We start from the raw sequence: 12,719 nt of genomic DNA, 5'->3' as shown, positions 1-12,719 counted from the left end.
CTAAATATGGTATGGTGTAAATATTACTATCAAAAACCTAAAGGGATGGGATACACTTGAATTTTTTTCCTATTACATACTCACTGTTGGCAACAGACGCATTATTATTACATATTAAAGAGCATTATGAGATTCCAGAACCAGTACAGCTGCAGTATTTTCTTAGAGGCATGAACGATACATACATCTTAGAAACGGCATTGGAAAAATACATCTTTCGTGTTTATCGTGCGGATAGACGGAGTAGATCGGAGATTGATTTTGAATTAGAATTGTTGAACGATTTGCACGAAAAAGGTGTAAACGTCTCCATTCCTATTCCTCGAAAAGATGGGATCATATTTAATGAATTTTTGGTGCCTGAGGGTGTGAAGTATGGCGTTATGTTTAGTTTTGCTGTAGGAAATGAAAAGCCTATTCATGCGGTAGAAGACAGCTATTTATTTGGTCAGTCAGTTGCACAAATTCACACAGCTACGGACAACTTTAAGAGTGCACATGTAAGAGGTAAGCTTGATTTTGAACATTTAATTGAGAATCCGCTTCATACGATCAAACAGCATATGAACCATCGACAAGAGGATTATCAATTCCTGTATGACCTGGCCATACAATTAAAAGCACAGATTGAAGTACAGCTGGAAGCGGGGCTCGACTGGGGCATCTGCCATGGCGATTTGCATGGGAATACGAATGTGACTTTCACGGACGAAGGGAAATTAACTCATTATGTTTTCGATATTTGTGGTTACGGATGGAGAGCCTATGATATCGCAGAGTTTAGATTGGCAAGAGAGATTCATAGTGGCCATGATAAAGATGAAGTAGAACGGTTATGGGCAGCATTTTTAAATGGATATAAAAGTTTAAGAGATCTCAGTGACAATGATATTAGTGCTGTTCCTATGTTCGTTGCGCTTAGACAGCTTTGGTTATTTGCTTTATGTTTCAGTGAAGGTGAGCTTATCGGTGCAGCTGACTTTGACAATGGATTTATCGACAGTAAAATGGATTATTTCAGAAATTTAGAGGTGATTAAATGAATGATAAATTGGGCAGTAAAGAAGCCATAATAAGATGGGATAAATACGCAGAACTAATCTCAACTTCGTACGGCGAAAACGGGGATATCCATCGAGAAATTTTTTTGAATCCAGCTTTAATCAGTCTCATGGGTTCTGTTGAAAATAAGAAGGTGCTAGATGCAGGCTGTGGTGAAGGATATTTAAGCAGAATGTTAGCTAAGGCAGGTGCCTCAGTCACTGGCGTTGATTACTCGCAGAACATGATAACGATAGCCAAGAGTAAATCACCAGAGGAATTAAAGATAAACTTCCATCATGGCAATTGTGAAGATCTCAGCTTTCTCCAGAATGAGAGTTATGATCTCATTGTTTCTAACATGGTGATTCATGACTTATCTGATTATGAGACAGCGATTCATGAAATGTATCGGTTGTTAGTTGATGGTGGGACGTTTATATTCTCAATTCCACATCCTTGCTTTGTAACCCCTGGTAGCGGATGGGTGAAGTCGGATACTGGTGAGAAGCTTTATTGGAAAGTAGATAATTATTTTTACGAGGGCACTTATAATCAGATCTTCCCTATAGATCAAGAGGAAAAGTTTCTGATTTTTCATAGGACGTTATCCAGTTATGTAAATACGATTGTACGGGCTGGCTTTCAAATTGAAGAAATGATCGAGCCGAAGCCCTCTGCTGAAATGCTTGCGAAGTATCCGTCTTTTGAAGAGGATTTTCGTTGCAGCGATTTTTTGGTTTTTAAACTGCGAAAGTAGGAGGGAGAAAGATGAACCATAACATTTTCAAAGAAGTTATAGACTCTGAAGAAGAGTTAAGGTCAATGTATGGGTATCCCAGTGAATTGGTAAACAACAAGAGTATAACCTTCATCGATCATCATTGCCGAGATTATATATCCAAATCACCGTTACTCTTTATAGCAACAAGTGATTCAGCTGGCAATTGTGATGTATCTCCGCGTGGGGATGCTGCAGGTTTTGTATATGTGTTAGACGACAAACATTTAGTGATTCCTGAGCGACCTGGTAATCGACGGTTTGATTCTTTGCGCAACATCCTTTTAAATTCAAAAGTGGGTTTGATATTTATTATTCCCGGTCTTGAAGAAACCTTAAGAATAAATGGACATGCAAGGATTATCAAAGATCAAGAAATAATGGTTCATATGGAGGCTCAAGGTAAACTGCCGAAATTGGGCATTGCCGTTGAAGTGGAAGAGTGTTATATGCATTGCGCTAAAGCTTTTAAAAGATCACATCTATGGGATGATACGTATTGGCCATTGAAAGCAGAGCTGCCTAAACCCTCAGTAATCATTGCAGAACATGCAAAAGAGCTTGGGATTTCTCAAGAGGATGTATCAAAGGGATTAAAGGATAGCTATGAGAATCGGTTATATTAGAAATGAAAGGATTAACTAAGATGAGCAAAGCTTTAAAACTCACTCCAGGGAATAAAGTAGGACTTATCGCTTGTTCTGATGGTGTGAGAGTGGAGAACCTGCCTAAAGTAGAAGAATTAATTAGAATTCTGAACTCGGTTGGTCTAGAGGTAGCGATGTCTAACACCTTGTTTAGAAGAGATGGTTATTTCAGTGGCAATCCTAAGGAAAGAGCAACGGAGTTGAATCGTCTATTTAATAATGATGAAATTCTTGCGATTTTTGATATTTCAGGTGGGGATTCCGCGAACCAGATCTTGGAATATCTCGACTACGATAATATTCGATTGCATCCGAAGCCTTTTTTCGGAATGAGTGACTTGTCCGTTATTTTGAACGCTTTACATACACAAAGTAATTCGAAATCCTATCACTATCAGTTGATGAATCTCGTATCTTCTGATGGGGCGGAGCAGCAAGCTGCTTTCTATCGAACATTTTTCGAAGGACATAACGATCTTTACGATTTCGACTTTCATTGGGTCCGTGGGAACCAGATGAGTGGGATTGTAATTGGCGGCAATATTCGATGTTTTATGAAGCTGGCAGGAACAAGTTATTTTCCAGACCCTTCGAACAAGATTTTATTCTTAGAGAGTTTAAGTGGCAGAGCTAACAAAATCGTCTCCTTATTTGCTCAGCTTCAGCAAGCTAGAACTTTTGATAAATGTGCTGGAGTGATTCTTGGGTCGTTTACTGAGCTTGAGAGCTATAATGAATTTTCAATCGTAGAAGCGTACTTGAAGGAAATCAGCGGGATTCCTATCGTGAAGACGGACGAGATCGGGCATGGTAGTGACAGTAAGTGTATTGTTGTGGGTGAGAATATTACTTTATAAGAGCTAAAGGTGGATGATTGGTTTTCAAGGTGATTTATGTTGATAAGAGAGGAGTCAGAGAGAGTTATGATGTCCACACACGACTACCCATCTAAAGAGGTATTGAAAAATGCTATACATACTGCCTATCTATCTCTCGATCTTGAATTTGAGGGCATTGAGAATGCTCAAAAAGACACTCGTATGGAAGGCGTCGATCGTACTCCAGCAGAAATCCTTGCCTATCAATTGGGCTGGTTGAATCTTGTTATGAAATGGGATAAGGATGAAAAAGCAGGGATAACCGTTATTACACCTTCACCGGATTATAAATGGAATCAGCTTGGCGGATTATATCAATCGTTTTATCATACATATGCTGCCTACTCATTAGACGAGTTAAGATCTTTATTTCAAGAGACAGAACATCAGTGGCAGAGCTGGATTGATTCTTTAAGTGATGAAGAACTTTTTACGCAAGGCGTGCGGAAATGGACAGGAAACAATCCGAGATGGCCTATGATCAAATGGATTCATATTAATTCAGTAGCACCGTTTAAGACTTTTCGTTCTAAGATTCGTAAGTGGAAAAAGCTCAATTGTATTAGCTCAAATTAATAACCGCAGACCAAGTCATTGTCTAAGAGAAGAAATCTCTGAAACAGAGGCTTTTTTCATATACATAGAAGGAATTTAGATTAGCATTATGTGGAGGAGATGGGATTAGTGGAAGAGAATGTATAGCAGTGGATGAATAGATTAGTAAAGGACGGATTATTTTTGAAGAAAATATCTATTATTGTAAGTGCATTTATATTATTGATTGCATTAAGCTCGATTATATTTGTCGTGGTAAACAACTCTTCCAAATCCATCAGGAGTCCTGAGAACATTGAACTAAAAGAGTTGTCGAACGGTAACAAAATACAAGTGAACTTCTCGGAGAAAGCCACTGTATTCGTATTTTTTACCTCATGGTGTCCCTATTGTAATGACGACGCTCCTAAGATTGTCTCATTGTATGAGAAATATAAAAATAGAGTGAACATATACGGAATCAATTTGCTTTATCAAGATGATCTTTCTGAAGTAAAACAATATGTGGAGGATCACAACATTAATTATCCCGTTCTCCTAGATGAAACAGGCGATCTCCATAAACATTTTGGTGAACAAGCTTTTCCTGCGTTGTTTTTTATGAACTCTGATGGCAAGGTTATGGATCAAATTATTGGCTCGACTGATTTTGACGCTATTGAGAGCTCGTTTAAGATTTTCATTAAAAACTATGATTAGTGTGAGAGATATGAAATCAAAGAAACCCATAATCATCACCGCATTTCTTACCTTTTTATTTCTGATGCTAATTGTAGTCTATATGATAAATCCTCAACCTGTTAATGCAATGATGGTAGAATTTTCTAGTATGGAGAAGCAAGGTAAGCATGTTTATGTAGAACCAGATATTTCAGAGGTCACAACAACGATACTTTTGAACGATTTCGAACAATCGAGAGAGAGAGTTTCTGGGTTCTTCGAAGATTTAAAAGACAATCCAACCCTTCTTTTTGTTCAATCTCCACACGCTCTTGAGAAGTATGCTCAGAAGAATCGAACGGGCCAGACTTATTATACTTATTGGGGAAATTACATTGTTATTGGTCCAGACGGATTTAACGCGGATGTGATCGCCCATGAATTGATGCATAGTGAGTTAAGAAAGAGGTTGAAGAATAAGGATAAGGTTCCTGTGTGGTTTGATGAAGGTTTGGCTACCTTAGTTGACTATAGATATAACAGCGATAAGTTTATAAGTTTTGACAAGATAAATGAGCTAAGTAGTAGAGATGACTTTTATGAACCCTCACATGTAAAAGAAAATTATGAGATCGCCCATTCAGAAATTAATAGATGGTTTGGAATCGTTGGAAAGTCAGGTTTAGTGGGGCTTATTGATGGATTAAATAATGGAAAAGAGTTCAAAACAATCTATAAATCAATCGAATCCCAAAGCTAGGAGGTTGAGATGAAGAAATTCATTATTGTAATTCTAGCCATAATTGCTTTATTGCCATTGCATGCGGTCTCCGCGGATTGGGCCGGTTCGTTTGTTGTTTATTCAGGTGACATCTACGAAATATCAGACGATGAACTCATCCCCTCGGAAGAAATCGATAAGAAGATAGGGCATGTAACTAAATTTTCCGATGAGGAAGGTACGTACAGGGGGAATTTCTCGAATATTTATCCTAAAGGTACGCCCTACTACTCAATTATCAATACCGATCCAAAAGATTACATTGCTATTAAGACCCAAGAGGATATCTTTGTAAAAGCTTATAATAAAGGCCATTATCCCAATGATGAATTGGTTAAAAAAACGATTTGGATGTATTTCTTATTGGGGACATCGATTATCGTCTTATTAATAATTTGGATAATGAAGCGAAAGAAAGCAGTGTTGTAGCTAGAACGGCGTGGTGAAATGAGATAACTCTGTACTTGATTTTTTGTTTGTGTAATTATTTTTGCTTTTCTTTGGGTTTACGTAGAGAGAAAGGAATAAGCGATAACTATGAGTGCATGGAGAAGAATTGCCCAAGAATTGTTTTATGATCTCAGGTTTCATTTTAATCATAAAGATGATTCTATCTATTCTTTATTGGTATTTCTGCGAGATAGAATTATAGAAGCGCATAGAAATAATGATTTGTCAGAACAGGAGAAAATTTATAATTATGCGGAGTGGTGTTTTAACCAATATAAGCGAAGTCCTTATATGCATAATGCTATTTGTGTTGGCTTTTGTGAACATTTAGTTGAAGATGAAAGTACCTTGCAGGCTATTCCATATAAAGTAAAACCATATATTTTTAAAGATATACAGGGATTATTCGAATGGATGTTAAACGAGGATAAAGATCGATATATCAAGTTAGTAGAAGAATACAATAGAGTGAACAGCACTGATTTTAATAGGTGAAATTTCAAGTTCGAAGGGTGAATCTAGTGGAAGAAGTATCTAGTCTAATCAAAAAATTATCATGGGGCACACCCGAAGAGGAAAAGGAAGATGCAATTAATAAGCTACAATATATAAAGGATGAAGATCTGCATTCATTATTACAACCTATATCAAAAGACTATTGGGATGGAGCGGCTGAAACAGTCATACGTTTAGGATATCCACGTGTGAAAAGCATATTGTCGGGTTTACTTGAATGGATACAAGATATAAATTGGCCAGGTGCGGGGGAAATAGCTGTTTTTTTACTTGAAATAGGGGATCCGATGATTCCATATGTAAAAGATGTACTAAATCAACACAGCGATGATCAAGAATGGGTGTACTGGATTTTTGAAGTATTAATTAATCATTGGAATACGGTACAAGTCGTACAGATACAAGCAGAATTAATTAAGATTTCACAGGAAAAAGCCAATGACCTTTCGGCATTGAGAATCTTATTAACTCACGGTATATATGCAAAAGATGTGGTCTGTGAAATAATCCAGTGTAAAAAAGATGTCATTGCTTTTGAACTCAAGGAACTTCATGATACTCATCCTGAAATTGATTGCGAAGCTCTTAAAAAAGAATTCAATGAAATAATCATCAAGCAGCCTAATTTGATTAAATCATTTCATGAGCACAATAAAGAACGTTTTTATATATGTAATGCGATATCTAACCCCCAAGAAGTTTTAAGAGAAATAGAAATTTTTACTGCTGAGTTTCTCACTACGTGAAGTTATCAAGCTTTACTGAAATAAATTGAAAGGAGACTTATCAGTGAACAACATCAAAGTGCTTCATTATGATGCGTTTTCTCCCTATCCGAACAAAGGGAATCCTGCGGGAGTAGTGTTAGAAGCTGATCATTTAAGCGAAAGTGAAATGCAATCGATAGCTCATAAGGTAGGTTTTAACGAAACAGTTTTTGTAGTCTCATCAGATGTAGCTGATTTAAGGCTTAAGTATTTTACTCCAGGCTATGAGATCAATCTTTGTGGACATGCAACAATGGCATCTTTATTTGCTTTAAAAACAAAGGGTATTCCTGGAGAGGCTAGCTCGATAAAGATCGAAACAAACGTGGGTGTGCTACCTATCCAATTCATCATGGACAGCAATAATCACTTACTAATAAAAATGAAGCAAGATCAACCGAAGTTTATTGAATTTAACGGCGATAGAGCGAAGCTTGCGCACGCCATAGGTTTAACCCTTGACGAGATAGAAGAGGATCTGCCTATAGTTTATGGCTGTACTGGCGCATGGACTCTATTAGTCCCGATTAAGAGTATAGATAGCTTTAATAAAATGAAACCGATTAACTCGTTGTTTCCGGAGAATTTAACGGAGCTTCCAAAAGCATCTGTACACCCATTTTCACTCCAAACGCTTGATCCGCAAGCTTTAATGCATGCCAGACATTTCTCATCTCCTTATTCAGGAACCGTTGAAGATCCAGTAACAGGTACAGCATCTGGAGTCATGGGGGCTTATTATTTAAAATATATTGATCCGCATTTGGACTCGATCCAATTTGATGTGGAACAGGGATTGGAAATGGGTAGGGACGGCAAGGTGAACGTAGAAGTATATCGAAATGAATCCGGTGAAATGGATGTGTTTATTTCTGGAACTGCGGTATTTGTGGGGGAGGTAGATTTATGGAGATGATAAAATATACTCATCTTGGAGTGTATGGAGTCTTAGTGAAGAACGATAAAGTATTACTAATTAAGAAAGCAAGAGGTCCTCATACGGGGAAGTGGGACTTTCCAGGGGGTTCTATTGAGTTTGGAGAGGAGCCGTATGAGGCCCTTAAGAGGGAGTTTTGGGAAGAGACCGGAATTACAAGTTTAAAAGGATTGCTTCATGATTCCATTTCCTATACGTTAATTTATCCATACAGTGATACCCAGTTAGAAGAATTACACCATATAGGGATCATATATAATGTTTCATTGTTAGATGTGAACTTTGAGCTTAAGACCGATGGGGACGGACAAGACTCTGATGGGGCACAGTGGATAGAAATCAAACAACTAAACAACCTTGCTTTAACCCCTTTTGTGAAGAAAATAATGCTGGGTCATTATTAGAACTTTAATGATCTAAGGAATGGAGGCAGCTTCATGATTGAAATTGATTGTTTGGGTGAAATCTGCCCAGTACCAGTAATGATGTTAAAAAAACATCAAAAAGCCATTCAGAAAGGTGAAAAGGTAATGCTAGTTACTGATCATAGCTGCGCAAAAGTTTCTATCACGGATTACTGTCGTGGTTCAAATCTAAAATGTTCCATTCAAGAAGTGATTAATGGAGTATGGGAAATTACGATTGAGGTTTAGGCTCAACACAAAGTATCTATTAAAGTCTTTTCAATATATCGAACTAATTGTTTCGTATCGTTGTCACAGCGCTGATTTTGTTTCTTTATCATGTAGACATCGTTATTGACCTGGAACTGATCAATAGGAATGATCTTGAGTTGTTTACTATACAACTCTTTTTTTATGGACATATAAGGGAGAAAGGCGAGACCATGTCCTCTAATGGCAGCAAGCTTTACCGCCTCAAGAGAGTCTAGATTAAAGAGTATATTTAATTTAAGCTCGCCCATTGACACGGCATTCAAAGCTCTTTGCACACAATGAAGCTGTGAGGACCAGATTAAAGGATAATTCGGGAGCTCAGTCAATGTGATTTTATCAGGGCAAACGGTCGTATTGCTTGCCACCAACATAACTTGATCTGAAAATACCATATGTGACCTTAATTCGGATTTTGGAGAGGGACCGGAAATAAACCCGATATCACCTTCTTCAAGAAGTAAACGTTCTTCTACTAAGGACGATGCCCCTTCATTTAAAGTGATATGGCAATTGGGAAAATGTTTTTTTACCTCATACAAGGTACAAGGGAGAGCATAATTACAGACCTCCGGAATTGCATAAATAGACAGCTCTTGTTGTGTTGGCTGTAAATGATTGATTTCTGTGATCATATCATCATACAATTTACAGATTTGCTCCACGTACTTCTCCGCAATAATCCCTGCTTCGGTTAGGCTAGCGCCTTTATTACTTCTCACAAAAAGTTCAGAACCTAGGGTATTCTCCCATGATTTCAACTGCTGACTAAGTGCGGATTGGGTGATATGAGATTTCTGAGCGGCTTTAGATATACTTTTTAACGAAGCTATATCTAAAAACAATTTAAGCGTTTCCATATTCATACTTATTCCTCCTGTTGCCCGCTGTTAGTGCACACTATAGCATATATGATTACGCTCCATCTGTGCCATTAGTAACACTTATACAGCATAAAGAAAGCAGATAACCACAGCTTAAATAAGTATGTTACTATTTTCACATAGTCAATTACATAAAAACGATGGAGGTGTTAGACTATGGGGCAAACCGTAAGTCCCGAAACGAGATCTACCCGAACTAGAGCTCCTAGAAAACCTAAAAAGAGTCAGTTGCCCATCGCGTTGCTGGTCACTGCTCTCATTATTGGGTTTGGTTTTTTCCTAGACCATTCCCACGATAAAATGGTTGTCTACCTGCTTTTCGGTATTTCGTTTGGCGTTATTTTACAAAGATCACGTTTCTGCTTTACTGCATCACTTAGAGATCCCTGTATTACAGGCAGCACATCAGTTACAAGAGCGGTTCTTATTGCATTTTCTCTCGCTACGATCGGATTTACAGCCATTAAGTATCCAGCGTTCCTGGAAGGTAAACCGATTCCTGGGATGGACAATGTGGGTCAGATCAGCTTAGCTTTGATCATTGGTGCTGTATTATTCGGAATTGGCATGGTTATCGCGGGTGGATGCGCTTCGGGTACATTGATGCGTGTAGGTGAAGGATTCACGATGCAGATGCTTTCACTTGTGTTTTTTGTCATTGGTTCACTTTGGGGATCACATGATATGGGGTGGTGGAGAGCTAACGTTATAAAGGATGCACCAACTGTATTTTTACCAGACGTCTTTGGTTGGCTTGGAGCACTGGTTGTTCAGTTCCTGATTATTCTTCTGTTATACATTGCAGCTGTTAAATGGCAAGAGAAAAAGATGGGAAGCGCAGATTAGTTTAGATTATTACGTGAATATTTTCACTATTGTTATTCCAAAAAAATATAAAGGTGGTTTTTAAAATGGCTGAATTTACACTTGATTGCATGGGAGAAGCTTGTCCGGTTCCGTTAATGAGAACAGAAAAGAAAATGACTGAACTCAATGTAGGTGATGTACTAGTAGTAGCTATTGATCATAGCTGCGCAATGAAGAACGTTCCAGAATGGGCGAGAAAACAGGGACATAATGTGGAAATCGAAGAGGTTGATGATGGCGAGTGGGAAGTTGTTATTGAGAAGGTAAAATAGGATCGCTGAGTAGGAAAGGACGGTGAATGAAACGGTGAACGAATTCTGGTTGAAGATATCGTCTAACCGCTTTTACAAGCGCTTGCTCAAAGAACCGTTTACTTATGTAACTGGAGCTGTACTTCTTGCTGTGTTCGCTACAGCACATCTGGCTGTTTTCTCTAAAGGATGGGGAGTAACTAGCGCTTTTGCAGATTGGGGAGCTTGGTTGTATCGATTAGCAGGCGGAAATGTAGATCAATGGGCATATTTTAGTTCGGAAAAAGCACAAAAAACATTATCTTCCGGATTTTTGAATGATGGTGGTTCGATTCGAAATCTAGGGATAATATTAGGTGCTTTAGCAGCGACTTTGTTTGCTTCCGAATTCAAGTTGAAGAAAATTAAGTCCAAAAAGCAGGTTGTAGCAGCGGTACTTGGTGGATTACTCATGGGGTACGGAGCTAGACTGGCTAATGGATGTAATATTGGTGCATTGTTTACGGCTATAGCTTCTTTATCGCTTTCAGGATGGATATTTGGATTGTTCCTGCTGGTTGGCGCATTTATAGGCAGTAAATTATTAGCCAAATTCTTTATGTAAAAGTGAAATAGGCTGAGCTTGTAGCGCTGACGAGAGTCAGCCTATTTTATTAAGGCACAGACTCACAGGAGGGACAAAAGGAATGGAAAAGAAGACAGAACAGTATGATGTCGTCATTATCGGTGGCGGGGCTGCTGGTTTAACAGCGGGAATCTATTGTGGACGTGCAAAATTAAAGACTCTTCTCTTGGAAAAATCACTTGTAGGTGGTCTTGCCACTTATACTAATGAAATAGAAAATTATCCTGGTTTTCCTGAAGGAACGACCGGTACAGATCTTATGGGATTATTTCATAAACAAGCTAAGAAATTTGGTGTGGATTTTAAAATGACAGATGTAAAATCTGTTTCGGTAGCGGAAGATATTAAGGTAGTGGAGACCTTTCGGGTTCGTTATGAGTGCAAGGTCATTATTATAGCCAGTGGGGGAAAACCAAGAATTACCGGGGCAGCAAATGAAGATATGTTCTTATATGATAAAGGAATTTCTTTCTGTGCAACCTGTGACGCTGCAGCAAATACGGGAAAGACGGTTATGGTTGTTGGCAGTGGTGATGCAGCTATTGAAGAAGGAATGTTTCTGACCAAGTTTGCAGATAAAGTAATCGTTTCTGTTATGCATGATCATGGGAAAATGGATTGTAATGAAATTGCCAAAACGCAGGCACTAGAAAACCCTAAAATGGAATTCATGTGGAATACGGTGGTAAGTTCTTTCGAAGGTGAGGAACGTTTGAATTCCGTCGTCCTGAAAAATTTAAAATCTAATGAACTGCAAAACGTAAAGGTTGATTCATGTTTCTTATTTATTGGATATACCCCGAACACAGAAATTTTATCAGGTGTAGTTGAGTTGAATCGAAATGGATATATCCTAGTCAATGAAAAAATGGAAACAAATATACCTGGTGTGTTCGCAGCAGGCGATGTATGTGATAAGTTCCTTAAGCAAGTGGCTACAGCTGTCGGTGATGGTGCCATTGCAGGGTATGGTGCAGAGAAGTATATCTCTGAATGTGAGACCTATGAGCATCAAATTCTAAATCAAGGAAAACCATCCGTTGTTTATTTATGGAATGCAACTGATCCTTCTTGCCGGGAGCTATTACCACTCTTTGAGGCTTTTGAACAATCCCATACTGAGATCAGGGTCACAAAGGTAGATGTATATAAGTCACCCGGACTTGCTGCCAAGCTAGGAATAGATTCAGTTCCTTCTATTGTTTATCTAGATGATGGAAAGATACAAAGAGTAATTACAGACAAGATAAGTGATAACATATTGAATGCTCTAACGAATTGATGAAAAAGCCCTATGCAGATATCTCTGCATAGGGCTTTTTTAAATTATGCTTTTATTAAATTGGACGAGCTATTTCAAGAAAGTGTCAAAGTATCAATAATAGTTGTTTTGTCATATACCTTT

Annotated in this window: 18 protein-coding genes; 17 read left to right on the top strand and 1 reads right to left on the bottom strand. The window is 38.2% G+C overall.

What is annotated here, in order from left to right:
- Positions 1-56: 56 nt before the first annotated feature.
- The 13 genes from NSQ29_RS13555 to NSQ29_RS13495 all read left to right on the top strand — a co-directional run bounded on the left by NSQ29_RS13555 (position 57) and on the right by NSQ29_RS13495 (position 8,666).
- Positions 57-1,043, top strand: a complete 987-nt coding sequence (locus NSQ29_RS13555; protein WP_341125324.1) for a phosphotransferase enzyme family protein — start codon at positions 57-59, stop codon at positions 1,041-1,043.
- Entirely contained in the window at positions 1,040-1,801 is a 762-nt protein-coding gene (locus NSQ29_RS13550) for a class I SAM-dependent methyltransferase (RefSeq protein ID WP_341125323.1), read from the top strand. Before NSQ29_RS13555 ends, NSQ29_RS13550 begins: the two co-directional genes overlap by 4 nt.
- A gap of 11 nt (positions 1,802-1,812) precedes the next feature.
- Positions 1,813-2,448, top strand: coding sequence for a pyridoxamine 5'-phosphate oxidase family protein (locus NSQ29_RS13545; RefSeq protein WP_042187839.1), 636 nt, complete (start codon positions 1,813-1,815; stop codon positions 2,446-2,448).
- Between the two features lie 20 nt (positions 2,449-2,468).
- Positions 2,469-3,326 carry a S66 family peptidase gene (locus NSQ29_RS13540; protein WP_339247809.1) on the top strand — a complete coding sequence of 286 codons (858 nt, stop codon included), beginning with the start codon at positions 2,469-2,471 and terminating at the stop codon, positions 3,324-3,326.
- Between the two features lie 69 nt (positions 3,327-3,395).
- Positions 3,396-3,923, top strand: a complete 528-nt coding sequence (locus NSQ29_RS13535) for a ClbS/DfsB family four-helix bundle protein (protein WP_341126762.1) — start codon at positions 3,396-3,398, stop codon at positions 3,921-3,923.
- A 132-nt stretch (positions 3,924-4,055) separates the two neighbouring features.
- Positions 4,056-4,601 (top strand): TlpA family protein disulfide reductase, encoded by a 546-nt coding sequence (locus NSQ29_RS13530; RefSeq protein WP_341125322.1) that lies wholly within the window; start codon positions 4,056-4,058, stop codon positions 4,599-4,601.
- Between the two features lie 10 nt (positions 4,602-4,611).
- Positions 4,612-5,322: a hypothetical protein gene (locus NSQ29_RS13525; protein WP_341125321.1), complete on the top strand. Its 711-nt coding sequence runs from the start codon at positions 4,612-4,614 to the stop codon at positions 5,320-5,322.
- Between the two features lie 9 nt (positions 5,323-5,331).
- Positions 5,332-5,772 (top strand): hypothetical protein, encoded by a 441-nt coding sequence (locus NSQ29_RS13520; protein ID WP_341125320.1) that lies wholly within the window; start codon positions 5,332-5,334, stop codon positions 5,770-5,772.
- Between the two features lie 108 nt (positions 5,773-5,880).
- Complete coding sequence (locus NSQ29_RS13515) at positions 5,881-6,288, top strand: DUF7674 family protein (RefSeq protein WP_341125319.1); 408 nt, start codon at positions 5,881-5,883, stop codon at positions 6,286-6,288.
- 26 nt (positions 6,289-6,314) lie between these two features.
- The gene (locus NSQ29_RS13510) at positions 6,315-7,055 is read left to right on the top strand and encodes a DUF5071 domain-containing protein (RefSeq protein ID WP_341125318.1); all 741 of its coding nucleotides are present in this window, start codon (positions 6,315-6,317) and stop codon (positions 7,053-7,055) included.
- Between the two features lie 43 nt (positions 7,056-7,098).
- Entirely contained in the window at positions 7,099-7,992 is an 894-nt protein-coding gene (locus NSQ29_RS13505) for a PhzF family phenazine biosynthesis isomerase (RefSeq protein ID WP_341125317.1), read from the top strand.
- A complete protein-coding gene (locus NSQ29_RS13500; protein ID WP_340969226.1) occupies positions 7,983-8,417 on the top strand; it encodes an NUDIX hydrolase in 435 nt (144 codons plus the stop codon). Before NSQ29_RS13505 ends, NSQ29_RS13500 begins: the two co-directional genes overlap by 10 nt.
- 33 nt (positions 8,418-8,450) lie before the next feature.
- Positions 8,451-8,666, top strand: coding sequence for a sulfurtransferase TusA family protein (locus NSQ29_RS13495; RefSeq protein ID WP_042187842.1), 216 nt, complete (start codon positions 8,451-8,453; stop codon positions 8,664-8,666).
- A gap of 2 nt (positions 8,667-8,668) precedes the next feature.
- Here the strand turns inward: NSQ29_RS13495 and NSQ29_RS13490 are convergent, their stop codons facing one another.
- Positions 8,669-9,553, bottom strand: a complete 885-nt coding sequence (locus NSQ29_RS13490; RefSeq protein WP_340969229.1) for a LysR family transcriptional regulator — start codon at positions 9,551-9,553, stop codon at positions 8,669-8,671.
- A 174-nt stretch (positions 9,554-9,727) separates the two neighbouring features.
- On the opposite strand from NSQ29_RS13490, the gene NSQ29_RS13485 reads away from it, so the two are divergent.
- From NSQ29_RS13485 to NSQ29_RS13470, 4 genes are all read left to right on the top strand, one after another.
- A complete protein-coding gene (locus NSQ29_RS13485; RefSeq protein ID WP_042187846.1) occupies positions 9,728-10,417 on the top strand; it encodes a YeeE/YedE thiosulfate transporter family protein in 690 nt (229 codons plus the stop codon).
- 65 nt (positions 10,418-10,482) lie between these two features.
- On the top strand, positions 10,483-10,710 hold the full coding sequence (locus NSQ29_RS13480; protein WP_036678256.1) for a sulfurtransferase TusA family protein: 228 nt from the start codon (positions 10,483-10,485) through the stop codon (positions 10,708-10,710).
- Between the two features lie 22 nt (positions 10,711-10,732).
- A complete protein-coding gene (locus NSQ29_RS13475) occupies positions 10,733-11,293 on the top strand; it encodes a YeeE/YedE thiosulfate transporter family protein (protein ID WP_256716256.1) in 561 nt (186 codons plus the stop codon).
- An 82-nt stretch (positions 11,294-11,375) separates the two neighbouring features.
- Complete coding sequence (locus tag NSQ29_RS13470; protein ID WP_340969232.1) at positions 11,376-12,596, top strand: FAD-dependent oxidoreductase; 1,221 nt, start codon at positions 11,376-11,378, stop codon at positions 12,594-12,596.
- The last annotated feature ends 123 nt before the right edge of the window (positions 12,597-12,719 follow it).

Source organism: Paenibacillus sp. FSL F4-0236 (assembly GCF_038000135.1).
Lineage (GTDB): Bacteria > Bacillota > Bacilli > Paenibacillales > Paenibacillaceae > Paenibacillus_AQ.
The sequence above is the reverse complement of the archived record's forward strand: the minus strand, read 5'-3'. Positions and strand labels throughout refer to the sequence as shown.

Bases quoted from the DNA above. Each gene is read 5' to 3' on its own strand.
- NSQ29_RS13515 (WP_341125319.1), top strand. From the start codon at position 5,881: ATGAGTGCATGGAGAAGAATTGCCCAAGAATTGTTTTATGATCTCAGG.
- NSQ29_RS13520 (WP_341125320.1), top strand. From the start codon at position 5,332: ATGAAGAAATTCATTATTGTAATTCTAGCCATAATTGCTTTATTGCCA.
- NSQ29_RS13550 (WP_341125323.1), top strand. From the start codon at position 1,040: ATGAATGATAAATTGGGCAGTAAAGAAGCCATAATAAGATGGGATAAA.
- NSQ29_RS13470 (WP_340969232.1), top strand. From the start codon at position 11,376: ATGGAAAAGAAGACAGAACAGTATGATGTCGTCATTATCGGTGGCGGG.
- NSQ29_RS13535 (WP_341126762.1), top strand. From the start codon at position 3,396: ATGTCCACACACGACTACCCATCTAAAGAGGTATTGAAAAATGCTATA.
- NSQ29_RS13495 (WP_042187842.1), top strand. From the start codon at position 8,451: ATGATTGAAATTGATTGTTTGGGTGAAATCTGCCCAGTACCAGTAATG.
- NSQ29_RS13490 (WP_340969229.1), bottom strand. From the start codon at position 9,553: ATGAATATGGAAACGCTTAAATTGTTTTTAGATATAGCTTCGTTAAAA.
- NSQ29_RS13480 (WP_036678256.1), top strand. From the start codon at position 10,483: ATGGCTGAATTTACACTTGATTGCATGGGAGAAGCTTGTCCGGTTCCG.
- NSQ29_RS13525 (WP_341125321.1), top strand. From the start codon at position 4,612: ATGAAATCAAAGAAACCCATAATCATCACCGCATTTCTTACCTTTTTA.
- NSQ29_RS13545 (WP_042187839.1), top strand. From the start codon at position 1,813: ATGAACCATAACATTTTCAAAGAAGTTATAGACTCTGAAGAAGAGTTA.
- NSQ29_RS13500 (WP_340969226.1), top strand. From the start codon at position 7,983: ATGGAGATGATAAAATATACTCATCTTGGAGTGTATGGAGTCTTAGTG.
- NSQ29_RS13540 (WP_339247809.1), top strand. From the start codon at position 2,469: ATGAGCAAAGCTTTAAAACTCACTCCAGGGAATAAAGTAGGACTTATC.
- NSQ29_RS13530 (WP_341125322.1), top strand. From the start codon at position 4,056: ATGAATAGATTAGTAAAGGACGGATTATTTTTGAAGAAAATATCTATT.
- NSQ29_RS13485 (WP_042187846.1), top strand. From the start codon at position 9,728: ATGGGGCAAACCGTAAGTCCCGAAACGAGATCTACCCGAACTAGAGCT.